Consider the following 23,469-nt stretch of genomic DNA (forward strand, 5'->3'; position numbering starts at 1 on the left):
GAAATTTAATTTCTGGAATGAATATCGGATCAGAAAACATTCGATGATATCATTCATGATGATTACTTTTCTCATGCGGTACGGAGTGCTCTAGAGGTAATCGGCGAAGCATCTAAGAATGTATCAGAGTCAGTAAAGGATGGGCATCAGGAGATCTCCTGGCGTGAGATGGTAGCACTTCGTGATCGGATCATTCATGGATCCGACATTCCGCAGAGATCTCATAACGAATAATATTTTTCACAATGCAACCCCAAGAACCTAATAATTTTTATGAGGATGTCATTAAGATTCAAAACTTTCGTTACTATCATTCCCTCGATTCGAAGTGATATTTCTTTTACCCTTCTGAAAAGGAAAAATATCCATCTCATCGTTGGTTTTTGTGTTGGCTTTCCCGTCTGATCAGGTATGCTTTCGTTTGCTTCTCTCAGCCCTTTCCTCAGTCTGTATTCAGCAACAGCGTAGACATAAAGGCAGAGAACCATTACCATTGCCAACGCCTGAATTCTTCCAATATTCTTCAAAAACACGTCTGAAACCCTGAATGTTTTATCTTTCAGGAACCTGAATCCCTTCTCCACCTGTGATTGTCCCTTATAATAACTCAAAGTTGTATCAGGATCCAAATCCAGATCATTCGTCGCAAGAATAAACCTTCCAAGGATTGATCGTTCTTGTTCGATAAGTACCTGGTTGAGAGATATTTCTGCGTTAACAATGAACTTTGTCACAAGCTGTTCATCTTTCTTAGGTCTTCCCCGTTTTTTCTCTAATCGCTCTCTGACCTGGTCAATCGTGAATGAACTGAAAATTACTTTAGGATGGTTCTGTATCCATTCTTCTGCAACCATTTTTGCATCTGGTTCACAAGCAAATCTTTGAGAACATAAGTGTTTGAGCGATTTTTTTGTCTTCTCAAATTCAATCAGGATTCTCTTCTCGAAATCAGGTTCTTTCTTCTTTTGTTGTTCATTTGAATGAAATACGGTCCAGTTCTGGGGTATTCCTGCATATTCAGATTTTGCAGTAAACCATGAGTATCGCTCATCCTTACATGGGATGAAGAGTTCCGACGTATTCCTCAGAACTATCGCTTCAGATATCGTCATTGGAACTCTGCTTACCCAGAATGTGTGAAGACCTAATGTCTGGATATTGTCTTCAGTATAAAATGCAGCATCCGCCACGTGAATCACTTTGTCACCGGTATTTAGATTCATACGGACCTTATTGATTATCTCAAGTAATGCTTTCTTGTCAGATTCGTTCCCTGAAAAGGTTTGAAGCATGAGGGGGATGCCATATTGATTTGTTGCCATTCCCAGAGAAAACCGTTTCAGATCCCAACGGCCATCCTTGGGATGACCATGAGTTATTGAGATCTCCTGACTTTGGCTTTCTCCATCATACTCGCCATACACACTGAAATTTGTTGTATCGGCATTAACAAGATGGATTGAGAACTCTTCATTTTCCAGCGAAGGGAGAATGATCTGATTGAAGAGTTCTGTTTCACCGTATGCATGTATTGCGTCAAGAGTTCGACCAATTACATCATCATTGAAGTTGGTTTCACACACATCTTGGTGAAACAATCGTTCAACGGCAATGTCTGTAAAAAAACCTGGAAAAAGATAAAGACGGCGTTCAATATATCCGAGGCCATTGATTACCATTCCTTTAAGGGCATCACCATGAGTGAGTTTATGTTGTCCATTTTTAGGGATGAGATTGTCTACGATCTCACTGATTTTTAAAGAATCATAACATCCAGCAACCAATCCTAAATGACCGATTGTTCTATCTGAACCTGAAACGAAGATATCATCAAAATTCATTGAATATACAGTGATCGACGTACTTAGATAAATAATTTACCTTTTTATATAATTAAAGAAGTTGCGAAGATCTGCGGAATGTCGGATGGATACTTTTCTATCGACTATTCTATCGTCTGGAATGTCATCACAAACGACATTCCTGAAATAAAACCAAAGATCTTCAGTCTGTTCAAAGAACTGGAAAAACAATACCAGGATTCGCAACCTTGAATCCCTTTTGCTACTTCATCTAGTACAAAAAGATTATTGAAAAAATCATTAAGCCCTATGAGGCCGTCCAACGAAGGCCCTATTATTTAAATAGGTCATAAAATTTCTCGACTCTCCACTCTTTTTTCATTTCGTTAATTGCCGTGGGACCGATTTCGGCACCATTATATACTATTGAAACTGGCCTCTATGCTCGTTGGCTCAAACGAAAAAAGGACATTACATGGGACTGTAAATCCAACAAATAGTGTTTCAATCAGTACATTACTTGGAAAAATGGATCTTACCCAGATTGAAATTGAATTGCACAACCATCTCAATTACAGCCAAACTCGAAAATGGTTATATTCACCAATATTATTATTCAAACTCTTGATTGTCCATTCCTTTCGAAAACAATCCTATCGAAAATTCATCAAATCACTAACACTTGAAGATTGCATTGCTCTTGGAATTCCTGAAATAGAGCCCGGAAAATATCATATTCCCTCTGCAAGTAATTTACATGATTTTGCTTACAATCGTTTGCGATTAGACGGCTTTAAGAAGATCATGTACCTAAACGGAGCCATTGCATGTCAATCTATTCAGAATGGTCACGGAATGGTTGATTCAACCCCTATTGAAGCCTCAAGGTATGATAAATATGCAGAATATAATCCCCATTACGCTTGCAGGATGCACAAATATCACATATTTCATTTAAACAACTTTCCACTTTATGGAATATTTTCTGAAGGTAATGCTCATGATTCCCCATATGCAATCCCATTAGCTGAAATTGTTGGTACGATGAATCCAAGCATGATCAAAGTTCAACTTGATGGTGGCTATGATTCCTTCATGATTTATGCGAGATACTGGAGAATTTTCAGAATTCAACCACTAATCGATCCAAGCAAGAACGCAATTTTGAACATAGAGGGGACAATTGAGAGAATTGATCATTGGGTAAATAAAATGTGGAAGAAAGGGGGAGACATTCGAGATTCTATTGAGGAAAAAATGCTATTTCTCACGAATAATGGAAGGGAGAAACAGGTCGGGATGTATCTTCGCAATCAGAACTTACTTAATCCAAATTTCAGAGTTGAATACAAATCAAGGGCAGATTGTGAAAGAACTCATTCACACATGAAACGAATGTTTAATTTCAGTGTAAAATGGATTCAGAAAAGATCTGAAGAATTTTACATGACATTGAATCTCATTTCATATCAGTTTGTATTACTTGCAAATTTAGTAAAAAACCAAGGAAAGGGTCAGGGTCTATCAAAATATTACTGAAAAAATAAAATGCAGATGTCCCATTAAGTAGCGAATGCTATCGAGTTTTTAGTTCTTCTTCGTCTATCAACTGTAATTTTGAGTAGTTTGGATGTTGATTCCCATCCTTTGCAGTGCGTGTATCTATCATTCTATTGTAAAAATTGGTAGTTCGACAAAAAGCGAATTATTTGATTGACAATCTGTCCAATCTACATCTTTTCATTGGACAGCCTCGGTACCCTCTCTAAAATGATAGGTAAATTTTTTACCGAAAGGAGAGGCTTCCTAACTATTTTATCTAATTTGTATAAACCATTTAAATATCATATCCACATTAGGGTTTAATTTCAAAAAATAGGGTGAAAAAATTCATTGGTAATATCTTTACCCTTGATTTTGAAGAGGATATCTTTTCTGTATCATTCTTAGTTATCCCCCCACCTCCTCAAACAACGCTGCCTTCTTCCCGGGCCACTTCTCCAGCATATTCCACACCTGCATCGCCACCGCCACAAACCGTCCTCTCTCCTCTCCCGGAATCTCAAACACAACCCCGTGACCGGACGGCGACAACTCCACCGTTCCCCCGGGGTCGATCCCGATTCCTTCCACCCGGTTGATCACATCCCGGGCATCCTGCTTTGAGATCCTCCCGATCTCACCCGGACCGTCGATGATAATCCTCACCATATCTGTTTGGGCATCAGGCTTCAGCCTACCAATCTTCCAGAGTGCGGTACAGCCGAAGATAAACCAGAAGAGATGAGGCAGATTCATCCTGAAAAGGCTGATCACTTACGATCCCTCCCTGAGAATCCTGGATCTGCATGAGTCACAGATCGCAGTATGAGTCTCTGGATCATGCCAGGTAGCCTTGAACGTATCACAGACCTGGCATCGTCCAAGATCTGAGGTCACCTTCACCAGAGAGGCCGGGTCGATCACATTGGGAAGAGCCCGGAACGATGCAGCCTCATCACGTTTTGCCTTCTCATAACATGATCTGCAGATCTTCCGGTTCAACCGTGGAGGAGAAGACATCCGCTCCCGGGTCATCCGTTCCTGGAAATGAACCCACTCTGACCCGCAGCAGTCACATGGCCCCTCACCAAACCCCCGGTCTATCTCACAGAAGTCAGATGGCCTCACCTTGAAGGGTTTTTCCTGATTCCCGACCTTCGCGGAAGGTGCTTCTGTTTCCTGCCCATTCCGGGCGTTCGCGGAATCATCGCGGAAACCGGGGCGAGTACTACAATGCCCGGAATCGCAATCCGAAGATACACCGGCCCCGGATACCTGCTCGTGATCACTCGTCGCGGAAAACTCAGAGTCACAAGCACACGAACATGGTACTGTGGTATCAGAAACTACCTCTCCTGTGTTTTCAGATTTTCCGCGAAGAGTACCTGAAGTACAATAATTATTATTATTTTTACTAATTACCCCTGTATTCTCATCCCGATTCGTCGCGGAAACTTCCGCGACAATGCCGCAACGTTCCGCGATTCCGCGAGATGGATCATCGTGCTCACTGGTATGATCATTCTTCTCATCTCTACTCTCAGTGTCATCATGCTCTGAATCATCAGGATCCAGCCAGCATCCACCCTCAAACCGCCAGTTCTGGTACACCCGCTCATCCCAGGAGTAGGCCTTTGACCTCCGGTATGCAGCAGTAGTCCCGCTCTCATCTACAACAAGAGTCCTATCGCAGACCGAGACAGCCGGACATTTCTCTAGAAGACCGGAGTATTCACGACCATGGCTCGAAGATCCATGCAGGATCTTGTAGACCACCGAGTTCGAGAGATCAGTGAGATGCTGTAGCTCGGCAATCGTTATCTCACCACTCCCGTGAGATCTGATGGCATCGACGAGGAACGACTCTCTCCGGGTAAGTTTCGACTCCTGACCTCCGGATGTACTGTTCAGGGCGGTATAGAGACGAGTTGCAGCATCGAAGTCCTCCTCTGTTGCGAGAATCTGACTCATCCCGTCGGTATCAACATGCACACGCTGGCACTGCATCAGAATCGCATGAGCCCTCACCAGATCAAGGATCATATCAGGATTTCTCCGGTTGATCGTGGAAGAGAACCTGATTCGGTTCGCAAACGGAATCACAACCCAGGAGGCCTCGAGCTGCCTCCAGATCTCCTGGCATACCAGGGACTCAACCCTGACATCATACTTATCCTGTTTGAGTCCGGCTGCCTCATTCAGGGTCTTGGCGATCACCGCTGCATCCTGATCCTCTGAATCATCGATCCAGCAGGTTAGCATCCTGTTCCAGACTTGATCGTCACCGGTCCCGTCAACCTTTGCGATCCACCAGACACACCGTTCAGGGATCACACAGGTCTCACCGATCCGGTCCTTGGAGACGGTCCGGTAGATGAACGGACGACGAAACGAGGTCGTCACTCCCTTGAGAATCTCCTGCATCTGGTCAGAAAGAGAGACATCATCGAGCGTGATCACACTACCGGGCTCCATCCCCTTGATGTAAAAGAGGGCCTTCTCACTCATCCGGCCTTCAAGCCTGAACTCCGGGGGAATCTGGTTCATCATGGTCTCAAATGCATGAGACTTCCCCTTTCCCGACTCACCGGTCACCGAGACATGCAGACCCCGGGCATTGATCACCCTCCGGGAAGCTAAGGACATCACCAGACACTCGGCAACAACCGGATCACCGATATGATCCAGGGCAAAGGTCTCAAGCATGAACGAGAGGGGATCGCCGGTCTTGAGGATCTCTGATGCTTTCGTCTGGATATCTCCTGAACCGGGTTCATCAGGAGATCCGTCCTGATCTCTTCCGGGTTCTGCACCGGTTCTGGTATCAGTGAGAGCAGTCCCCTGGTCGTTCTTCTGCTCTGTCTTCTTCTCCTTCTTCTGATCTGGTTTCAGTCCGACCTTCTTCTCTGCTCTCTCCCCGCTCTTCTCCTCTGACTTCTTTGCAGATCCCGGCTTTGTCCGCCCCGGTGAACCGCCATCCATCATGGCCCGGAGTTCAGGCCACCGCTGCCGTCCACCTCCGCATGAGTCGTGATGACAGCCTGCAAATATGGCACCGTTCGGGAACTGAATCGCGTATGCACCATCGGTATGGTCCTGTGAGAACGGACATTCATCAAGAACGAAGAGATCTCCATGAGCATACGGCCTCTTCCGGTAACCGATCGAGTGCTGATCGAGCCAGAGTCCAAGATCGATTCCCTTGCCTCTGTTCTCCTGATCCCGGGCAGGTTGCGAGGATTCAGCCTCTTGTGGAAACATCCCGGCAAGGGCGGACAGGAACTCTTCAGAGACGATCTCCGGTTCAGTAATGTCAGAGAGGATCTGTGCCTTCCGGTGGGGCCGGGAAGCGATGTTGTCGCCTTTCCTGCTCGTCGTCCCGTAGAGTTTCCAGATCCGTGCAGCGTTGAAGACCGAGGTGTCGATCGTGGAGGCTGCATCAGAGAAGAGAAGGTCCAGTGTCTCAAGCACACTTCTTACAAGATCCCGGGATGTATCATCGTTCGGCAGATCTATCCGGTAGAGCAGATGGGCACCGTTTCCTGAATCTGCCATAACCGGGGCCGGCCATCCAAGACCGGTAAGATATGCTGCTATCCGGGCTGCTTTCTCTATCGCTGAGGTATGCTCTGCATCAGATGATGACACGCCTGACGGCCTGATTGGATCGATATCAATCGCCAGCCATCTCCGCCTGAGTATATCCCTATCACCTGCAGACTTCTCATCCTTGCCAAGCCGTGTTTCTATTCTGTTTGCCCGCCGGGCCAGAAGATCAGGATTCACCGGGTTCAGGGTAACATAGATCCCTGAATACTCGCCCCGATTATCAAACGAGACAGCATCTGCACTGAGTTTGTCAAAGTTATTATAGTACCCCGATGCAGTTCCTCTCTTGCCGATAAGTCTCATCTCAACGGTCTGGCCCGCTCTAAACAGGATTGAGCAGGCAGACCGGGTGGGATAGGGAGCCGGTTCAGATCCAGGCATCATCCACCTCGTAGGAGTCATACAGTTCCCGGTCGATGAGAAGACAGACGAGAAGCGTATCATCTCCGGTAACAACCGACCTGCAGGCAGTGCATCTCTTTTTGAGGCAGGATACAAGATCCCGGCCTGATGAGATGAACGGACAGATCCGGTCTTCAGAGAGACTCATGGATCCCTCCTTTCAGAAGCAGTGCCCCGCCTGGCAGAATTTGATAGATCAACCAAGTGTTAGAGGTAAAGATCCAGAACTGCACCATCCCGGGCAGAGGATTCTTGCTGAGGAACGAGGCTATCTCTCCGACTTCTTCTGAAAACTGGGAGATGCCGCCATTTCGTGTCCGTTTTATCGTAACAAAGAGGACATTCTTTCTGCTCCAGGCAACCAGATCAAACAACCGTTCAGAGCCTGCAACCCTGACAGAATGATACCCGGCTCTCTCAAGTTCTGTTGCAGCCGTATAGAGGATGGTCCGTGCGGTCAGGTTGGTTCCTGTCATTCAGACCTCCTGTTCCAAAATCCTGACCGGAGACAGGAGGGATATGCAGAGAACAATACTGAAGCGTGGGAGCCTGATCTGTGTATCAATCCGGTGATAATACCCTGGCAATTTCCGGGATGCAACCCGGTTGACAGAAAGGTACAAACGCTCAAAAGATTATACAGGTAGTTTATCCCCGCCAATCTTCCCGTCCGCCAAAGAAGGTGAAGTGTTGTGCGGGGCCTTTCAATTTTTAGTATGCTAACATCTCCGTGTCACTGATATGATCTCATACCATTCTGTGTTCACTTGAACAGTCCATGATCGTCAGATGAATTCAGCCCCATCTCTCATGATCCGGTATCGTTCAGGTCAGCAGATCAGAGCAGATTTGCTGAAACCCGACCATTGGGGAACGCTGATCAGATTACAGAGATTATGGGGAATGTTCGTGAAATATCTGGCCTGCAGGGGTGCTGAAGTATGGTCAGAATGAGTATGACACATGGTGATTCAGCACCGGGGTATCTAAAGATTAGGGATGCAGGGCGAAAGTGATCGGGGTGATCCGGAGATGTGCCAAATCATATCCGGTTCACCGATCGGTGCTCATACGTCCGAGGATTTACTTTCGCCAATACTACTTTTGGTATAAATGTCTGTCGATGTGATCACAGCATGACCTGATCATGGACTGTCATGTTTCCTGAAACAAAGCCTGCTGACTCCGAAGTCGAGTTTCCTTCACTTCCTGATTCAAGAATTATGAACCCGGTCCCGTTAATGAGGCTCTCTCCTACGAGATCCGGGTCTGTCACACGACTCATGGTATAGGTTCCGCGTTCAAGGATACCTGATGTGTACATGTGTGACCGGCCCGGTGCATTGATCCTGTCAGCGGTGAGAAAGACACATGCCGGTGTAGCAGGATATACCCGGTCTTTTGTTGTATAATCAGAGAAGAGGACCGGACCGGCTCCGTGAACAGAGAGTCCGATTCCTGAGTCTTCTCCGGTGATTATCCGTGAGAGTTCAGAGGTTCCTACTGCCATAACCCGGGATACAAACGATCCGTTCTCATCCTCACCTGCCCCATACAGGTGAAATGTCCCGTCTGTGCTGATGGTTGTGCCAAGATACTCCGCTCCGGTGAGAGAGGCAAGGATCAGAAGAACTGATCCTGTTGCCAGGTAATTCCACCGCATTCTTTCTCCTGGATTATGCCAGGAGAGCAACGGTGTCTGCCCAGGCTTCTATCCCGGTGAGGATGCTATCTGCCTCGTATCCTGACACAACAACACTGTCGCGTCTGAATGTGACGGTGAAGACCTCTCCATTTGTGTTGTGGCACTTGAGTGCACAACTGAAGGTGTCTTCAGAACTGTCATGTGACGGTGTTCCCCCCATTGCGGTGTTTATCGCCGTTGTGCCCATGATCGTGCTGATATCGGTGCTGAAGGCTGCAGAGGTCGGAGCCCTGACAGATATCTGTCCGACTGTCTTTGCCTGTGCATTCTCATACACGACCTTCCCGGAGTAGTGTTCAGATCCCCTGACGACCGCTGCCACGGTCTCGTTGTTGGAGGTGTACGATGTGCATCCCCAGGGGTTGTTGTCGATGATGTCCTGGACAAGTGCCAGGAAGTTTGCTACCGTGTCGATGGGTGAGCTGAGTTTTCGCTCAGCTGACTTGGTGACACTCTTGGTTGTAAAGTCTGCCATTGTTCGATTCCCAGCCGCATTTCACGGCTATGTATAATGTCGACCGGTAGGGAAAAATAAGTTCAAAGGAGAGGAAAACGGGGTGATAATTGGTTGAGAATGTGAGATCCGGGGGGTTTGAAGAATTTTTTTGTGCAGATGTAAACCATAAAGATAGGATGGCTAATAATAGACTAGAAATATGAATTATGGATATCCCTCTTTGTCAAAGATTGATAGAATTCTGTTTGGATATGAAAAGTATAGGTCCGAATATTGATAATAAATTAGTTAATTATATCTATATATATCAATTAGAATTTATAAAAAATGATATTGAGAATAAACATTTGCCATAATATTTGGTTGTATGATCACACATATCGATAAAAAATATTTTGATTATTATCCTATAGTGTCCTCATTTTGTGAAATGCTTTCACATAGTCAACTGGTATTATAATTTGGTTATGTCTATTCGAAAAACTATTGGTTTATGATCTTAAGAATTTACGAGAATATATCGCAATAAATGAACCTAAGAAAAAAACTCCTATAATAGCTTCTAATCCAGCAACAATTTTACCCACTCCGGTTATTTCATTCACAGGTCCTTGCCCTGGTATTATTGAATTTGATATGCTAAAAGAGGTACAATTAATTAACACTGAAAGACTTACTTCGTTTTCAGTAAATGCGTATATTAAGAAGAAAATTATAGAAAAAAAACACATGAACGCAATATACCATAAAAATGTTAAATATGGTTTTATCCCATAGTAAAAAAATGTCTCAATAATTTTTTCAGAGTATCGATGTAGCTTTCTTTTTTGTTTTCTTCTAGCTACCATTTCATTAAAATAATATTTATCTGACTCGTCAGGATTACCAATATTTTCATAATGTATTTTTGCTTGCCTATTTATTTTTTCTATTACATTAATTTTTTTAATATTTGCCTTTAATAAAAGTAAATCACGATGGATGATTACATTATCCAAAATTAAATCTTCATTAATTCTAGAATTTGAAAAATCTGCATCTCGATAAAAATGTGAATTTGAAAAATCTGCATCTTCATTAAAAGTACTAGAAAATGTTGCTTTTTGCAAAAATCTGGTTCTATTGAAAGAAATGTATGATATAAAACATCGATCAAATCTTACATTTGATTTAAATAAGGCTTGATCAAAATAAGTTTCTCCGACATATATATTAGCCGAATCTTTATTCCTAAAAATACCAAAGAATGTCTCTGGAAACCTCGTGTCCTCCTCAAATATTGCCTTTAGAAATGAGACCCCTTTTGAGAATTCTCCTTCCATTTCTACTTGACCATAAAAAATTGCATCAATGAAAATACCAAATGCTTTAAAATCAAGAGAAACATTCAAGTTTCCAAATTTTGCTCCTTCAAAATTATAGTATCCAGATTCAACTTTCCTAATCAATTCTCGTTCTTTAATATCACTAAGACATTGCCATTCTGGGCAATATTTTTCTTTTGGTAAAGGAGTATGAAAAATACAATAAATCGAATTTAACTCCGGGTCATTAGTACAATAATTTCCATCTCTATATTTATATATACACATTAAAATCAATTCTTTATTTATATCTAATTATTTCTGTCATTTATAATACGTACTTATATTAGCCGAAGGTCCCTTGGGTAAGATCCATTATAATTGTCTGGTTTCAATGCACGAAATGAACATGTACCTTATTTATCTCCCCGGAACAGGTGACACTCAGCGAATCGGAATGCTTTCTGACCAGTGCAAGTGCCAGCTGCAGAAACGAATCCGGATCTTCCATCAGTTCTTCATGAGACGGCATATCCTTTGGAATACTAATCTGGTCTCCCTGGTATTCGACGTGGATATCAAAGTTATACTCATCAAATGAGAGCGTTACTGTTGCACCTTGTTTGAAGATCTCAAACGAAAAACCGCTCTCCATCAGTTCGAGGAGGGCAGATCCGGCTTTTGTTGCAACATCCCGGCGGGCTCCCCACATACGGGCATTCTTATCAATAAAGGAAAAGACCGTATCAGCCAGGTTTTCATCATCAGGCATGATCCTGATGGTAGCATATTGCCTGATCCCGATCCTGAACACAAGAGTGAGCAGGATTGCAATAATGGTTGAGAGAGTCAGGGGAGAGGTCAGGATCGTTGCAAGCCATGAGTAATCAGGATGAAGAACAACACTGGAGAATGTGACTTGCACCAAACCCAAAGACAAGCGAGATACCAACCGTAAAAAACCGCCTGGTATCCATCATCCTCATCATCATCACCTCCATCCCGGTCATCACCATGTAACAGATCGAGTAGATGAGAGCAGTCCCGATCACCGGAAGAGGCATGATAAGGAAAAATGCAGATACTGGTGGGAAAACAGCCAGAAAAACAAGGATGACTCCGGCAATGATCCCAATCCTCCGGCTTGTTGCACCGGTAGCAAGTGAGAGCCCAATGTTTCCGGATGATGTGCTCTGACCAAGACCCCAGGGGCTCCGCAGATGATATTCGTCACTCCTTCGGTAAGGGTTCCCTTGCTGCAGTTATCCATGTCTGACCGGATCCAGTTCGCATCGTTGATCTTCTGACAGGACTTCTGATTTCCGTTCGTCTTGAAAACTCTAGCAAATGCGGCAATAATGAATGGAAGCAGTAATGAGGAGTCAAACGTCCAGGAGAGGAAGGTCGGCCTTGGCACTTCTATCAAGGGAAACGCAAGGGAGGTAAAGATCGATGAGGCAGGGATCTGTCCACAGTCAAACGCTGCAATGTACCCGGCGATGATTCCGATAAATGTTGGATACAGTTACATCGATCCCTTTCCACAGATACTTGCAATGACGATTACACCGAATGTATCGACAGCAATAAATAGGGTATCTGCATAGAATGAACCCTTCAGGTTCTCGAGTCCAAGAAAACTCTGAATAGAGAAGGAAATTGCAGAAATATATGTGCAGATTAATCTTGATCTTAAGTGCTCTCACTAGTTTCTATATTGTGATCAAAAATATAGACTAAATAATATCTTGTAAAAATTATGACCTCATTACATCGATCTCATCTAAAAAATCTCTTAGAAATAGGCATCGTGATATTAACTCACAATATAATTACTGCACAGGAATTCTCAGGCTTCCGCCTTCTTTTGCTTGAAAAAAACCACATGCGAAGGATGGATCTACCTCTATACAATAAACTGGAAAACAAAGTTCTCAATTAATTTATTTTTGTTTCATATTTTGTAACTACAGGGTAGGGATATACCCCTAATTGAATAATTACATCTATCAGATTCATGAGGCATATTACCTCTCTGTGGTTTCTTTTGTCTAATTAAAGAGAACAAAAATGGCTCTTCGTCAGTTTCAGTGGGTAAGATGTATGTTGATTTGCAATAATGTATTATGATTTTCTGTGGTAGATTAGGTGCCGCATTTTATTTACGGCTATTGGGTTTATTGAAAATTATTTTTTGCGATAATTATGCAAATGTGTATTACTAGAACCTTTCGCCGTCGTTAACTGAGATACATGTAAAATACGCATTTACAATGATACCTATGGTGTGTGGGGCAGAGTTGGAAGAAAAGTCAATTCAGAACCATAAATGTGTCCATCCTTTTCGGATGCATATAAGTTACAACTGATCATACACTTGCATAAAAGAGTATAACCTAATACGTCGTAATTCAACAATATAATTATGAACTCAGAAACATTTCCAACAGATGAAGTAAAAACAAAAATTAAAACGTACTGGAATGAACGAAGTGAATCGTTTGATCAGGATATCGGACATGGGGCTGATGCAACAGAATCTGCTCTCTGGAAGAAACATCTTTCTCAGATCATTGGGACAACCCCACAAAAAATTCTGGATGTAGGCACCGGTACCGGAATGATCGCCCTGAATATGGCAGAATTAGGACATACTGTTACCGGAATCGATCTTGGGGAGAAGATGTTGGCGATTGCAAAAAAGAAAGCAGAGACCAGAAATCTTGCTGTCTGTTTTACCCCCGGAGATGCTGAGAACCCGCAGTTTCCAGATAATTCATTTGATTGTGTTATCTGTCGTCATCTTCTCTGGACTCTCCCCCATCCAGACAAGGCTATCAGAGAATGGGCTCGTATCACCAGGCCAGGAGGGGTAATTATTGCAATAGATGGGCATGCACAGCCCATAAATTACTTCCCACAACCTGATGAGAATCAGCCTGTAACATCAGACCGGGAAAAACTCTGGCATCAGATGTATTGCCAGGAAGTTGTTAACTCGCTGCCATATCGGGAAAACCTGACTATAGATGCGATAAAACAACTCTTTACATCACAAAATCTGATTGATGTCAGATCAGAATACATCCAGGAGATTTCAGAGTATCAGAAAAAACTCATGGAAGACAGCACGTCAAATGATCATGCAGAAGTCCAGATAATCTACGGTCGAGTGAAAGAATAGGGGTATTTGACTTTCTTTCTTATTATACAAACATGAATCGTGAAATTAAAGGTTTCCTGATATCTATGATTTTTGAGAACCCATACAACCGATGTGATACCACAATTTTTCAGGACCAAAACCACGCCGGATAATTAATTTACAGTAGATATTTCTTCAATTTTTTACATGAAACCAATCCTTGAGATATCAGATCTTTCAGTCTCATTTCCTGGAAATGATGGCGTCCTTTCTGCGATAGATAATATCAATCTTACTGTAAGAAAAGGTGAAACCCTGGCTGTAATTGGGGAAAGCGGGAGCGGAAAATCTATTCTAGGCCTCTCGATAATGAGGCTTCTTCCTGCCAATGCCCGGATTACTGGAAGTGTTCTCTTCACCGGGACTGACCTTCTCTCAATTCCTCACTCTGAAATCGAGGCTATCCGTGGTAGTAAAATCGCCTGGATACCTCAAAACCCAAAAACGAGTTTTAACCCGTCAATGAAGATGTGGAAACAGATCGCAGAACCAGCAGTTGTTCATCTGGGTAAATCCTGGACACATGCCCGTATCCAGGCTGTAAAACAATTAGAAACATACAGCATTTTTCCACCAGAGTTTTGGGCTGAGGAATATCCGGTTACGTATAGTGGCGGGATGCTCCAGAGGGCAACAATTGCCATGGGAACCTCAACAAATCCGGATGTAATTATTGCGGATGAACCAACGAAAGGAATCGATAGGATAACCAAGAAAGACATTATTGAGAAATTTGCCAGGTTAAAAAATACCGGAGTTACCCTCATGCTCATCACCCATGATCTGGATTTTGCAACAGAACTTGCTGATCGAATAGTTGTGATATACTGCGGCCAGATTGTAGAAATTTCAGATGCAGGATGTTTTTTAAAATCTCCTCTTCATCCCTACTCCCGGGGATTGATTCATTCTCTTCCCCAGAATGGTCTTTTTCCAATTCCCGGGACTGCTCCTCCGATGCATATGCGGTTTTCAGGATGCAGGTTTAGAGAACGTTGTGCAGACCGGTCGGATCAATGTGATTGCGATATCGGGTTAAAGCAGTCAGGAGATGGATATGTCAGATGCATCCAGTGTGATAATTGGGATCGGACTAAAAAAACTGTATGAATCGGGCATAGTTTCAAGAAAAAGAACGTATGCAGTCAATGGTGTCGATATAGCGATTCGACGTGGTGAGACATATGTGCTTGTTGGTGAGAGCGGGAGTGGGAAGACAACTCTTGGAAGAGTCCTCCTTCTTCTCATTCAACCAACAGGCGGGGAAATAATCTGCAATGGTGTCAATATTACCCATAAAACCCATTATGAGATGATACCATTTCGAAAGAAAATGCAGATTATCCCCCAGCATCCGGAAGATGCCTTTAACCCGCGATGGAAAGTCAGCCGTTCTATCCTTGAACCATATTATCTACACCCTGAATCGTTTCACTTTCAGTCAAAAACTGAATTATTAACCGGTTTATTACAACAGACCGGGTTGGATCCTGAATATGTGAACCGGTATCCTCACCAGTTATCAGGGGGAGAACTTCAGCGTGCAGCAATAGCCCGAGTTATTGCTTTAAAACCTGAATTTATCGTCTGCGATGAACCGACTTCCATGCTCGATGTTTCTGTCCAGGCCTCGATAGTACATTTGCTTAAAGATATCCAGAAAAAAACAGGAGTTTCCCTCTTATTTATTACTCATGACATACAACTTGCCAGAGTCGTGGGAGACCGCGTTGGAGTCATGTACAAAGGACAGATCGTTGAAGAAGGCCCTGATATTCTTAATAATCCACTCCATCCATACACTCACGCACTTACAACGAATTCTCTTCCTGGAGAAAAGCCTTATGAAGCACGGTATGAATACGGATGTACGTGGCGTTCAGTATGCCCTAAAGCAGATGATATCTGCCATACAATGCCGGCGTTACAGACATGTGGTCCTGTAAAAATACGGTGCCATCATCCCACTCACTGAGAAAATATTTCGTATTAGTTATTACGAATTTCAAATAAATATACATTTATATGGATCATCCCCATCTTGTATTATGAAGATGGCTAAACTTCATACCTTCTTTTGTCTGGTCCTTCTTCTTTTCTGCAATACCATGGTACTTGCAGAAGGAGGAGGAAAATCTCTTGACATTGCAGCCCCATGGGATGCAAAAACCACGGACCCTCATGTAAATGGAGCTATTGCCCAACGAATGGGCGTAACCGAGACGCTCGTTGACATAAATGATGAAGCCCTGATTTCACCCGGACTTGCCACGTCCTGGGATGTTTCAGGCGATCAGAAAACATGGACTTTCCACTTACGCGATGGCGTGAAATTTCATGATGGAACTCTTTTTACTGCACAGGCGATGAAGAAGTCTCTTGAAGATTCTCTTAAAAAGTCACAGACCTTTTCAAGTGTCCCGATTCAGGAGATTCAGGCAGTCGATGACAAGACATTAAAAATTGTACTCAAGTCTTCTTTCCCATCTTTACCTGCATATGTGGCAAAGGGTGAGAGTGCAGCATTATCTGAAGCATCTATCGATCAAGGGGATATCTCTATACCGTACTCTACCGGTCCGTTTAAATTCAGTTCCTACACCCCGAAAGAGAAGTATGTCGGTGTAAAGAACCCTGATTACTGGGGAAAAATTCCATCAGTTGATGAAGTTGTGTATCATGTCGTTCCTGAGGCAGAAACCAGATCTATGATGCTGAAAGGAGGAGATGTGCAGATCGCCCAGATTCTTTCTCCTGATATCACTGAAGGGTATAAATCTTCAGGATCATTCACCATTAATACTGAACCTATCTCTAGAGACAGGATTCTCTCATACAACTGTGAATCTGGCCCGTTCGCAGATACAGCCGTTCGCAAGGCTATGAATTATGCAATCAACCGACAGGATCTCATAAACTATGTTCTTGAAGGAGTTGGCGAATCGGCCACCAGTCTCTTCCCACCAACCTTCTACTGGGGAAATAAGGACATCAAGGCATATCCATATGACCCGGAAAAAGCCAAATCGATGCTAGCCGAAGCAGGCTGGAAAGATAGTAATAATGATGGTATTCTTGACAAAGATGGCAAGAAGTTTTCCATAACGTTAGTTACATATCCTGAACGTGCTGAGCTTCCGCAGATGGCTGAGATTATTCAGGATGAATTGAAGAAGATTGGAATAGATGTTCAGGTAAAATCGGTTGATATTGATACTTCTGAAACTCTGAAGAACAGTGGTGACTTTGATATGTATCTCGGGGGACGATCTCTTATGAATGCCCCGGATCCAGACTGGATCCTGATGGCAGATTATCACTCTTCAGGTACGTTTAACAACGGATACGGCCCTTACCACTGGAAGAGTGAGAAACTGGACAGTCTGATTGGTGAAGCCAGGTCACTTACTGATCAGGCAGCACGTAAGAAGATCTATGATCAGGTACAGGAGATCATCAATGATGAGGCACCGGTTTCAGTATTAAGTTACTATGTTAACCAGGATGTCACATCAAATAGCGTAAAAGGATACCGGATGCACCCGACAGAGTTTGCCTTCCATCTGGAAGATGTATCCTTGTCATAACTTTTTTTTGTTCTATCATGCGAACATACATTCTCTTTCGGGTCCTTCAGACTATTCCGGTTTTAATCGGCATTTCATTTGTTGTTTTTGCTCTGCTTCTCTATTCTCCCGGGGATCCGGCAGTAATTAACCTTCGGGCAATTATGAATACAGAACACCCACCTGACGAAGCTGTTGCTGCAATGAGGATCGAAATGAATCTGGATAAACCGTGGTATATCCAGTATTGGTCCTGGCTTGCACGAGTTTCAACAGGTGATCTCGGGTATTCATATCAAAGTCGGAGAAGCACTGTTGAAGAAGTAGGAAATGCATTCCCTGTGACCTTTCTCCTTTCTACCCTGGCTATGTTTTTTTCCTGTATTGTTGCAATTCCGCTTGGAATCCTCTCGGGAATGCGTCAAAACTCCAGTATTGATCATATAACCAGAGCAGTTTCAATTATTGGCCTCTCTATTCCTGATTTCTTCATAGGAATTATCGGGATTATGGTGTTTGCGGTTTACCTTAACTGGGTTCCTGTTGCAGGATATGAAGGATTTGAATACCTTATTCTTCCTGCAATTGCCCTCGCAGTCGGGATGTGTGCAATCACAATACGTCTGATGAGAACCAGCATGGCAGAAGTACTTGAAGAGGATTATATCAGAACTGCAAAATCAAAGGGTATTTCTCAGCGATTAGTAGTTCAGCGACATGCACTCAAAAATGCAATCATTCTTGTCATAACGTATATGGGCACACAATACGGATGGTTGTTTGGAGGTTCTATGATCATTGAATCGTTATTTGCGATTCCCGGTCTTGGAAGACTTTTTGTTGAATCTGCATCTACAAGAGATATAATGGTTCTTCAGGGCTGTGTTCTTGTCTTTGCATTGGTTTTTGTCTTTCTCAATCTCGGTGTTGACATCTTGCAGTATATTCTCGATCCACGGGTGAGACAGGAGTATGAATAATCAATTTTTGATCAGTCCAATTAGGGACTATTTTCATGAGTACCAGGCAAAGATACAACAAAGACCACTCCTGCTCGCTGGACTGATAATCCTTGTTTTCATGTGTTTCATTGCAATTTTCGCTCCCTTTGTAGCTCCTCATAATCCAGATGAACAATCACTCAAAAACCGGTTTATGGGTCCCTGTCTGGAATACCCGCTTGGAACTGATCAGTTTGGAAGGTGTATTTTGAGCAGGGTGATATATGGATCACAGACTTCTCTTGCCGTTGCAGTAATAACCACAACAATTGTGGTGGTCATTGGATTATTAGTTGGGTTATATGCAGGATATTACCGGAGACTGGACGGTCTGCTTATGAGATTTACTGATATTATGCTTGCATTTCCATCTATGGTCATTACCCTTGCTCTTGTCGGAATCCTTGGGCCAAGTGTCCCGACAATTATCCTTGCCCTCGCAATTCCGGGATGGGCAAAGTATGCACGAGTGGTTCGTTCAACGACAATATCACTAAAAACAAGTGGGTTTGTGACAAGTGCCCGGGCACTTGGAGCAGGAGACAGACATATTATTTTCAATCATATCCTGCCAAATTCTCTGGCTCCTATCATGGAGATTGCAACACTTGGACTAGGCGGGAAAATTATCTCAATCGCGGGTTTAGGATTTTTAGGGCTCGGGATTCAGCCTCCAACTGCTGAATGGGGGACGATTATGAACCAGGGTCTTCCATATATGAGCAAAGCTCCGCTCATCACCCTGTCAGCAGGGGTAATGATAGTCCTGTTTGTTCTCTCAACCAACCTTATTGGGAGTGAAATCAGGGATTTGATGGATCCTAAATCTAATTCGATTACAATCTGATACTGGAGGCATAACTTTGTCATACAACTTTTATGCCGGTTTTGCCGCACCGATATCCGTAATCACGGTTGGATATCCGTCATTGTCAATAACTCTGACCGGCAGGTCATACACCTTTTTTATCATCTCACTGGTTATCTCCTCTTTATTTCCACAGGCAAATATCTCCACATCTTTTACAAAGAGAAACCGGTCGATAAATCTAACAGCCATATTGAGATCATGCAATGTCATTTCAACAGCCATCTTGTGTTCCTTGGTAACCTGCTTCATGACCTGTAAGATTTTTACCTGATTATGGAGATCAAGGTTACTTGTCGGCTCATCAAGCAACATAACCCTCGGCTCCTGTACAAGAGCCCTGGAAATCGCAACTTTCTGAAATTCTCCACCGATCATTTCGTTGATAAATTGTAATGCCAGGTTTTGAAGCCCCACTCCGGAAATGGCTGGATCATCTTCTGAAGATATGTTTCTGAAAGAGCATATCCGATATATGGATGGCGACCAAGAAGAATTGGGCTCTTCGGCGTTTCATCTGGGTAAGTTGAATTTTAACTGTCCATGACGAAGAGCCAATATGTCCATCAATATTTCCGGGTTAAGAAGACCTCTCAATCATCAGTTTGATTGAGCACTACCTGATTAGATTATCCTTCTATAGTTTTCTTGAAATCCGTTGGTAATTATTATGAAATATATTCAAATAGGTATCTATTGCTCGGATATGAAAAGCGCACATAATTATTGAATCAATATCTTAAATTCAATTGTATTCTGAGGGCTTTGTAAACACATCAGTTAAATTAATCAAATAATTGTAAGCTGTTAAAATATAATTTTTAATTCCCTTTTTTTCTATTAATTTCTATATGTTTTGATAAGAACTCACATTATCGAACGAGAAATTTCTAATTTTTTGCCAGGTGCTCCGAGGTAATATTGAATCAAGATTATATTTTACCCATCCTTTTTTATACTCTTTCTCTAAATACACAGATAGAAATCATGCGATCACGTGTGATTATCGAACTGACCACATTGCATTTTTTGGCACTACTTACGGTTGGGTGTGTTCTTAAGCACCTTCGCCGGTTTCAATTAATTCCTTTGAGACTTTTGCTTCATATCCCCCCTTTGAATTGTTGCACATACCAGTGCCGGGAGAAGTTTCAGAGGATTAATAGAGTACTCAATTTCTAATGAAGGAAAACTGGGGCTAATACAAAGGGGTATAGAGATGAAGACAACTATCTTAACAAAACTTCTTGTTGTAATGCTGATACTGACTTTGGTTCCTCTGGGGATCATGGGATATCTGGCTTTACAGGATGAGAAGGCTATTGGTATGAATGCTGCGAATAATGCCCAAAATATGGGCGACGTGGCGATAAATGACAGTTCGAAGGCTTTGATGGATCTTGGTGAAAAACTGATCACTCAAAAAGCTATAGATTCTGCAGCCCAAGCAGCAATATATATCAAAGCGAATCCGACTAAAACATTAAGTGATCTTCAAAATGACACAGAATTTCAAAAGATAGCGGTCCAGAAATTAGGAGACAGAGGATACGTTTGTATTGTCGAATATAACGATATAACATCCATTATTAGGTTCCACCCTAATCAGAATTTGATCAATTTTGATACAGCTCCATTCGAAGAGAAATATCCGTCTTTTTGGAAAGTTGTTGAGCCAACGTTAAATGGAACACCACATGGGGGATATTATGACTGGCCTGATCCAGATGGTGTAACCAGATCCAAATACATGTATATACAACCCATTGGAGTTCCAACTGCTGATGGAGTGAAGTTACAGTCTTCTGCAACGACTTATATGGAAGAGTTTACTGTACCATCTAAACAACTCGAACTCAAACTCAATTCTTCAATTCAGCAGACGGTTAATGACATAAAAATTGCAACAGAAAGCATGAGTTCAAGTAATACGATTCTGCTGATTACAATTATCACCATGATCATCGTCATTATCATCGTATGTATAATGGCCTTGAGCATTTCCAGACCAATAAAACAACTGACAGAGATTGCTGACAAAGTAAGTATGGGTGATCTTCAGACAAAAATAGAAGTTCACACCAATGACGAGATTAATGATCTGGCAGAATCCTTCAGACGGATGATCAATGCTTTTAAAATAATGGTCTCTATGCAGGAAGAAGAGGAGGAAGAAAAATGAGTCTAGATGCCGATATAACAACCATCCTGGCAAAAAGTATCGGTCCTTCTGCACCGATTTTTCTCAAACAGGTCTGCATTAAGATGAAGAAATCACCTGCAGATTTGACCAAAGCCGATATGGATGTTCTGATTGATTTAATTTACGAAGGTGTGAAGAAGACGCTGGGTGATGAAACAGCCTTGAAGATCAAAGAAAATTTGAAGACTATAAAATAAAATTCTCTTTGTTTTTTCACATAGGAGGATTACGGGAATTATGGAAACCATGAATAATGCTGTTCTGTCAACCAATGCCATGAAAATGAAGAAACATCCATTCAAACTCCCTATGGTAGAAGATGAACAGCTTAGATCATTTTATGATACGTTTCCAATAGGCCTGTACCGAACCTCCCCGGAAGGCTATTTTCTGGATTTTAATTCTGCTTTAGTACAACTCCTCGGCTATCCTGATCGGGAAACCCTGTTAGAAGTTCCGCTACATTCATTATACTATCATCCTGAAACACGGATAAAATGGATGGAGATGATAAACCATGATGGGATTGTCCGTAATTTTGAGACACAACTCATCAAATATGATGGCACTCATATCTGGGTAAAAAATACCGGAAAGGCATTTTTTGATGAAAGCGGGGTAGTCAGATACTACGAAGGTAGTATTGAAGATATTTCTGAGCGGAAACAGATGGAAGATGACCTGAAACGGTCGAATGAAGAACTTCAAGCAAAAACTGTAGAATTAATTGCAAAAGATGAGGAAGCACGTAAAAATTATCAGGAATTACTCAAAAAAGAGCAGGAACTAATTTCAATCATGAAACGGAATAGCACAATTCTTGATGCTATTCCGGATATCGTGTTTATTATCTCTGATGAAGGAGTATTCCTTGACTCCCATATACCAGAGCAGTCATTATCATCTGACCAAAAAGACTATGTCGGGAAAAACATCCGAACCATAGGTCTGTCTAGTGAAATGATTGAAGTATTTCAACAGAAGATTGCTCAGACCCTTAAAAATAAGGATCTATGCCAGTTTGAATATGAGCATATTCTGTCAGGCCGTAGAAAGTACTACGAAGCACGTCTCAAGATCCTGAATGAACGCCAGGTACTGGTTATCGATCGTGATATTACCGATCGAAAGGAACAGGATCTAAAAATCAAGGATGCTATTTCTCAGATTAATACCAATATGGAAACCTTATCCACATTGAATGACCAGATTCGAAATCCCCTCACTATTATCAGTACACTCACAGATGAGATAGAGAAACCTATTGCGGATCAGATCAATCAACAGGTAGACGCTATTGATCATATTATCGATCTTCTCGATCAGAGATTGATAAGGTCAGAAAAGATTCGGAATTTTCTGTTGAAACATTATTTGATTCCCATTAAACAGTTAACCGATGTTGCAAACCGGGTAAGTATGGGAGATCTTGAAGCAGATGTAGAAAATATCTCCTGTGAAGAGATTGACGAATTGACTGATTCATTCAAACGTATGATAAATGCGTTTAAAATTATGGAAGCCATTAATTCACAGTTACAAGGGGATGAGGAGCAATCAGAGAAGACCTTGGATTTTTTGATGGAACATTATGTAAGACCGATTCAAAAACTTACAGAAATTGCAAAGCAGATTAGTATGGGTGATTTAAATACCGAGATTAATGTTGAAACCCGGAATAGTGAAATTGGGGAATTGGTCGAGTCTTTCAGACGTTTAATTAATGCATTTAAGATCATGAATGCCATGAATCAGGAGGATATTGGATAATAAAAACGTCAGATTATCTAACACGGATAATTTTA

General features: G+C 42.4%; 23 protein-coding genes and 1 pseudogene. 13 read left to right on the forward strand and 11 right to left on the reverse strand.

Annotated features, from left to right (window positions below; translation table 11 throughout):
- Positions 1-21 precede the first annotated feature (21 nt).
- Positions 22-234, forward strand: coding sequence for a DUF86 domain-containing protein (locus tag ACHZA2_RS16430; protein ID WP_394698648.1), 213 nt, complete (start codon positions 22-24; stop codon positions 232-234).
- On the opposite strand, the gene ACHZA2_RS16435 is transcribed toward ACHZA2_RS16430, so the two are convergent.
- The gene (locus ACHZA2_RS16435) at positions 222-1,841 is read right to left on the reverse strand and encodes an IS1634 family transposase (protein WP_319578050.1); all 1,620 of its coding nucleotides are present in this window, start codon (positions 1,839-1,841) and stop codon (positions 222-224) included. The genes ACHZA2_RS16430 and ACHZA2_RS16435 overlap by 13 nt on opposite strands.
- A gap of 78 nt (positions 1,842-1,919) precedes the next feature.
- Here ACHZA2_RS16435 and ACHZA2_RS16440 point away from each other — a divergent pair, with 78 nt between their 5' ends.
- Positions 1,920-2,054: a HepT-like ribonuclease domain-containing protein gene (locus ACHZA2_RS16440; RefSeq protein ID WP_319580595.1), complete on the forward strand. Its 135-nt coding sequence runs from the start codon at positions 1,920-1,922 to the stop codon at positions 2,052-2,054.
- 189 nt (positions 2,055-2,243) lie between these two features.
- Positions 2,244-3,341 carry a transposase gene (locus ACHZA2_RS16445; protein WP_319578110.1) on the forward strand — a complete coding sequence of 366 codons (1,098 nt, stop codon included), beginning with the start codon at positions 2,244-2,246 and terminating at the stop codon, positions 3,339-3,341.
- A gap of 411 nt (positions 3,342-3,752) precedes the next feature.
- Here the strand turns inward: ACHZA2_RS16445 and ACHZA2_RS16450 are convergent, their stop codons facing one another.
- From ACHZA2_RS16450 to ACHZA2_RS16490, 9 genes and pseudogenes are all read right to left on the reverse strand, one after another.
- Positions 3,753-4,118: a hypothetical protein gene (locus ACHZA2_RS16450; RefSeq protein WP_394698610.1), complete on the reverse strand. Its 366-nt coding sequence runs from the start codon at positions 4,116-4,118 to the stop codon at positions 3,753-3,755.
- Positions 4,119-7,355, reverse strand: coding sequence for a hypothetical protein (locus tag ACHZA2_RS16455; protein ID WP_319580597.1), 3,237 nt, complete (start codon positions 7,353-7,355; stop codon positions 4,119-4,121).
- Positions 7,321-7,503 (reverse strand): hypothetical protein, encoded by a 183-nt coding sequence (locus ACHZA2_RS16460; RefSeq protein WP_319580598.1) that lies wholly within the window; start codon positions 7,501-7,503, stop codon positions 7,321-7,323. The genes ACHZA2_RS16455 and ACHZA2_RS16460 overlap by 35 nt, the downstream gene beginning before the upstream one ends.
- Positions 7,490-7,831: a hypothetical protein gene (locus ACHZA2_RS16465; RefSeq protein ID WP_319580599.1), complete on the reverse strand. Its 342-nt coding sequence runs from the start codon at positions 7,829-7,831 to the stop codon at positions 7,490-7,492. The genes ACHZA2_RS16460 and ACHZA2_RS16465 overlap by 14 nt, the downstream gene beginning before the upstream one ends.
- Before the next feature lie 653 nt (positions 7,832-8,484).
- A complete protein-coding gene (locus ACHZA2_RS16470) occupies positions 8,485-9,018 on the reverse strand; it encodes a hypothetical protein (protein ID WP_319580600.1) in 534 nt (177 codons plus the stop codon).
- Positions 9,019-9,031: 13 nt separating this feature from the next.
- A complete protein-coding gene (locus tag ACHZA2_RS16475; protein WP_319580601.1) occupies positions 9,032-9,535 on the reverse strand; it encodes a hypothetical protein in 504 nt (167 codons plus the stop codon).
- A 473-nt stretch (positions 9,536-10,008) separates the two neighbouring features.
- Entirely contained in the window at positions 10,009-11,109 is a 1,101-nt protein-coding gene (locus tag ACHZA2_RS16480) for a pentapeptide repeat-containing protein (RefSeq protein ID WP_319580602.1), read from the reverse strand.
- A gap of 103 nt (positions 11,110-11,212) precedes the next feature.
- A complete protein-coding gene (locus tag ACHZA2_RS16485; protein WP_319580603.1) occupies positions 11,213-11,746 on the reverse strand; it encodes a hypothetical protein in 534 nt (177 codons plus the stop codon).
- Positions 11,709-12,286 (reverse strand): annotated as a pseudogene (locus ACHZA2_RS16490) (solute carrier family 23 protein). Before ACHZA2_RS16490 ends, ACHZA2_RS16485 begins: the two are co-directional and overlap by 38 nt.
- Between ACHZA2_RS16490 and ACHZA2_RS16495 the strand changes: the two are divergent.
- The 7 genes from ACHZA2_RS16495 to ACHZA2_RS16525 all read left to right on the forward strand — a co-directional run bounded on the left by ACHZA2_RS16495 (position 12,180) and on the right by ACHZA2_RS16525 (position 19,440).
- On the forward strand, positions 12,180-12,428 hold the full coding sequence (locus ACHZA2_RS16495) for a hypothetical protein (protein WP_394698611.1): 249 nt from the start codon (positions 12,180-12,182) through the stop codon (positions 12,426-12,428). The pseudogene ACHZA2_RS16490 and the gene ACHZA2_RS16495 overlap by 107 nt on opposite strands.
- A gap of 818 nt (positions 12,429-13,246) precedes the next feature.
- The gene (locus ACHZA2_RS16500; RefSeq protein WP_319580605.1) at positions 13,247-14,005 is read left to right on the forward strand and encodes a methyltransferase domain-containing protein; all 759 of its coding nucleotides are present in this window, start codon (positions 13,247-13,249) and stop codon (positions 14,003-14,005) included.
- Positions 14,006-14,173: 168 nt separating this feature from the next.
- Positions 14,174-15,136, forward strand: a complete 963-nt coding sequence (locus ACHZA2_RS16505; protein ID WP_319580606.1) for an ABC transporter ATP-binding protein — start codon at positions 14,174-14,176, stop codon at positions 15,134-15,136.
- A complete protein-coding gene (locus tag ACHZA2_RS16510; protein ID WP_319580607.1) occupies positions 15,084-16,001 on the forward strand; it encodes an ABC transporter ATP-binding protein in 918 nt (305 codons plus the stop codon). Before ACHZA2_RS16505 ends, ACHZA2_RS16510 begins: the two co-directional genes overlap by 53 nt.
- A 79-nt stretch (positions 16,002-16,080) precedes the next feature.
- On the forward strand, positions 16,081-17,613 hold the full coding sequence (locus tag ACHZA2_RS16515; RefSeq protein WP_319580608.1) for an ABC transporter substrate-binding protein: 1,533 nt from the start codon (positions 16,081-16,083) through the stop codon (positions 17,611-17,613).
- Between the two features lie 17 nt (positions 17,614-17,630).
- Entirely contained in the window at positions 17,631-18,572 is a 942-nt protein-coding gene (locus tag ACHZA2_RS16520) for an ABC transporter permease (protein ID WP_319580609.1), read from the forward strand.
- The gene (locus tag ACHZA2_RS16525; protein ID WP_319580610.1) at positions 18,565-19,440 is read left to right on the forward strand and encodes an ABC transporter permease; all 876 of its coding nucleotides are present in this window, start codon (positions 18,565-18,567) and stop codon (positions 19,438-19,440) included. Before ACHZA2_RS16520 ends, ACHZA2_RS16525 begins: the two co-directional genes overlap by 8 nt.
- A 30-nt stretch (positions 19,441-19,470) precedes the next feature.
- Here the strand turns inward: ACHZA2_RS16525 and ACHZA2_RS16530 are convergent, their stop codons facing one another.
- Entirely contained in the window at positions 19,471-19,938 is a 468-nt protein-coding gene (locus tag ACHZA2_RS16530) for an ABC transporter ATP-binding protein (protein WP_319580980.1), read from the reverse strand.
- Positions 19,939-20,680: 742 nt separating this feature from the next.
- Here ACHZA2_RS16530 and ACHZA2_RS16535 point away from each other — a divergent pair.
- The 3 genes from ACHZA2_RS16535 to ACHZA2_RS16545 are packed head-to-tail and all read left to right on the forward strand — an operon-like array spanning position 20,681 to position 23,434.
- On the forward strand, positions 20,681-21,643 hold the full coding sequence (locus ACHZA2_RS16535) for a HAMP domain-containing protein (RefSeq protein ID WP_319580611.1): 963 nt from the start codon (positions 20,681-20,683) through the stop codon (positions 21,641-21,643).
- The gene (locus ACHZA2_RS16540) at positions 21,640-21,861 is read left to right on the forward strand and encodes a hypothetical protein (protein ID WP_319580612.1); all 222 of its coding nucleotides are present in this window, start codon (positions 21,640-21,642) and stop codon (positions 21,859-21,861) included. The genes ACHZA2_RS16535 and ACHZA2_RS16540 overlap by 4 nt, the downstream gene beginning before the upstream one ends.
- Positions 21,862-21,901: 40 nt before the next feature.
- A complete protein-coding gene (locus ACHZA2_RS16545) occupies positions 21,902-23,434 on the forward strand; it encodes a HAMP domain-containing protein (protein ID WP_319580613.1) in 1,533 nt (510 codons plus the stop codon).
- The last annotated feature ends 35 nt before the right edge of the window (positions 23,435-23,469 follow it).

This window comes from uncultured Methanospirillum sp. (genome assembly GCF_963668415.2).
GTDB lineage: Archaea > Halobacteriota > Methanomicrobia > Methanomicrobiales > Methanospirillaceae > Methanospirillum.

Excerpts from the sequence above, each read along its gene's own strand:
- ACHZA2_RS16470 (WP_319580600.1), bottom strand. The coding sequence starts at position 9,018 with ATGCGGTGGAATTACCTGGCAACAGGATCAGTTCTTCTGATCCTTGCC.
- ACHZA2_RS16445 (WP_319578110.1), top strand. The coding sequence starts at position 2,244 with ATGCTCGTTGGCTCAAACGAAAAAAGGACATTACATGGGACTGTAAAT.
- ACHZA2_RS16475 (WP_319580601.1), bottom strand. The coding sequence starts at position 9,535 with ATGGCAGACTTTACAACCAAGAGTGTCACCAAGTCAGCTGAGCGAAAA.
- ACHZA2_RS16545 (WP_319580613.1), top strand. The coding sequence starts at position 21,902 with ATGGAAACCATGAATAATGCTGTTCTGTCAACCAATGCCATGAAAATG.
- ACHZA2_RS16520 (WP_319580609.1), top strand. The coding sequence starts at position 17,631 with ATGCGAACATACATTCTCTTTCGGGTCCTTCAGACTATTCCGGTTTTA.
- ACHZA2_RS16440 (WP_319580595.1), top strand. The coding sequence starts at position 1,920 with ATGTCGGATGGATACTTTTCTATCGACTATTCTATCGTCTGGAATGTC.
- ACHZA2_RS16435 (WP_319578050.1), bottom strand. The coding sequence starts at position 1,841 with ATGAATTTTGATGATATCTTCGTTTCAGGTTCAGATAGAACAATCGGT.
- ACHZA2_RS16515 (WP_319580608.1), top strand. The coding sequence starts at position 16,081 with ATGGCTAAACTTCATACCTTCTTTTGTCTGGTCCTTCTTCTTTTCTGC.
- ACHZA2_RS16495 (WP_394698611.1), top strand. The coding sequence starts at position 12,180 with ATGAATGGAAGCAGTAATGAGGAGTCAAACGTCCAGGAGAGGAAGGTC.
- ACHZA2_RS16460 (WP_319580598.1), bottom strand. The coding sequence starts at position 7,503 with ATGAGTCTCTCTGAAGACCGGATCTGTCCGTTCATCTCATCAGGCCGG.
- ACHZA2_RS16465 (WP_319580599.1), bottom strand. The coding sequence starts at position 7,831 with ATGACAGGAACCAACCTGACCGCACGGACCATCCTCTATACGGCTGCA.
- ACHZA2_RS16500 (WP_319580605.1), top strand. The coding sequence starts at position 13,247 with ATGAACTCAGAAACATTTCCAACAGATGAAGTAAAAACAAAAATTAAA.
- ACHZA2_RS16540 (WP_319580612.1), top strand. The coding sequence starts at position 21,640 with ATGAGTCTAGATGCCGATATAACAACCATCCTGGCAAAAAGTATCGGT.
- ACHZA2_RS16510 (WP_319580607.1), top strand. The coding sequence starts at position 15,084 with ATGTCAGATGCATCCAGTGTGATAATTGGGATCGGACTAAAAAAACTG.
- ACHZA2_RS16455 (WP_319580597.1), bottom strand. The coding sequence starts at position 7,355 with ATGACTCCTACGAGGTGGATGATGCCTGGATCTGAACCGGCTCCCTAT.
- ACHZA2_RS16505 (WP_319580606.1), top strand. The coding sequence starts at position 14,174 with ATGAAACCAATCCTTGAGATATCAGATCTTTCAGTCTCATTTCCTGGA.
- ACHZA2_RS16525 (WP_319580610.1), top strand. The coding sequence starts at position 18,565 with ATGAATAATCAATTTTTGATCAGTCCAATTAGGGACTATTTTCATGAG.
- ACHZA2_RS16480 (WP_319580602.1), bottom strand. The coding sequence starts at position 11,109 with ATGTGTATATATAAATATAGAGATGGAAATTATTGTACTAATGACCCG.
- ACHZA2_RS16535 (WP_319580611.1), top strand. The coding sequence starts at position 20,681 with ATGAAGACAACTATCTTAACAAAACTTCTTGTTGTAATGCTGATACTG.